Source organism: Gardnerella sp. CCPDSM (genome assembly GCF_056754715.1).
Genome location: NZ_JBQEQO010000033.1, coordinates 1 through 1,140, shown reverse-complemented (window position 1 = coordinate 1,140; position 1,140 = coordinate 1). Strand labels below are relative to the sequence as shown.

Sequence of the window (1,140 nt, the reverse complement as noted above, 5' to 3'; positions counted from 1 at the left end):
GCTGATTAAAACACTTCAGATAAAACGTTCAAGTTATTACTATGCTAAAAATGCTCTTCAAAAACCTGACAAATACGCACATATACGAGGTTGCATACACAAGATTGCAGAAGAAAACTTCTTTACTTATGACTCTCCTAGAATATGGTTAATGTTGAGAACTAAAGGTATTAAAATATCTGAAAAAGTAGTAAGACGACTCATGAAAGAAGAGTCAATTGAGGTTAGATATGCAAGGCGTAAAAGACGCTATTCAAGCTATATAGGAGAAATTACTCCCGCATGTAGTAACATCGTTAACAATAATTTTCATGCAAATTCACCTAATAAGATTTGGCTTACAGACATTACTGAGTTTTCAGTAAAAGAGTCAAAACTCTATTTAAGCCCTATGATTGACTGTTTTGATGGTAAAGTGGTCTCTTGCGCTCTTTCAAACCACCCAGATCAGTGTCTTGTAGATGAAATGTTAGAAGAGGCTTTAACTACCCTTGACACTACAGAATGTAAAAGCTTAGTTATTCATACAGATAGAGGAGGTCACTATAGAGGTGGTAGGTGGATTGAGAGGTTAGAAGGTCTTGGTATTACACGCTCTATGTCAAGAAAAGGAAACAGTGGAGATAATGCTGCCTGTGAAGGCTTTTTTGGACGAATGAAAACAGAAATGTATTATCCACTTAACTGGGATAGTACAGAAGAATTACGTCAAGCTATTCATACTTATATTGATTTTTACAACAACCACAGAATTAAAGAAAGATATCGTGGTATGATTGCACAAAATGTCTAAAAATTGTCCTAAGACCCTTTTGTTTTCAATGTCAAGTAATACTAAATGTTAAGCTTTTTTAGCATAACAACAGAGAGTTTTCCTTGGTATTTCAACGAAAACTCGGGTTTTTAGACACACTTTTTTTGCCGCTTACCCTCAAAAATAGTTCCTTCATTAGGCAACGACATCGTTGTCATCAAAGCGAGCATGAACGTAAACGGACCGAGCGCATTCCCATACGTTTTGAACATCACACCAAAATCATGGCCGAATACCACCATCGACAAGTAAAGGACCATAAAATTCACAGCTGTAAACATAACCAACTTCAGCACGAACATAAGAACCTTGTACATAAGAATATC

At 36.0% G+C, this 1,140-nt stretch carries 2 protein-coding genes; one reads left to right on the top strand and one right to left on the bottom strand.

Translation table 11 applies throughout. From position 1 onward, the window contains the following. Positions 1 to 793: IS3 family transposase (locus tag ACTJLE_RS06335; RefSeq protein WP_481267890.1), on the top strand; the 793-nt coding region annotated here is incomplete at its 5' end. A gap of 110 nt (positions 794 to 903) precedes the next feature. Here the strand turns inward: ACTJLE_RS06335 and ACTJLE_RS06330 are convergent. Next, positions 904 to 1,140 (bottom strand): hypothetical protein (locus ACTJLE_RS06330; RefSeq protein WP_481267889.1); only part of this gene is annotated, 237 nt, incomplete at its 5' end.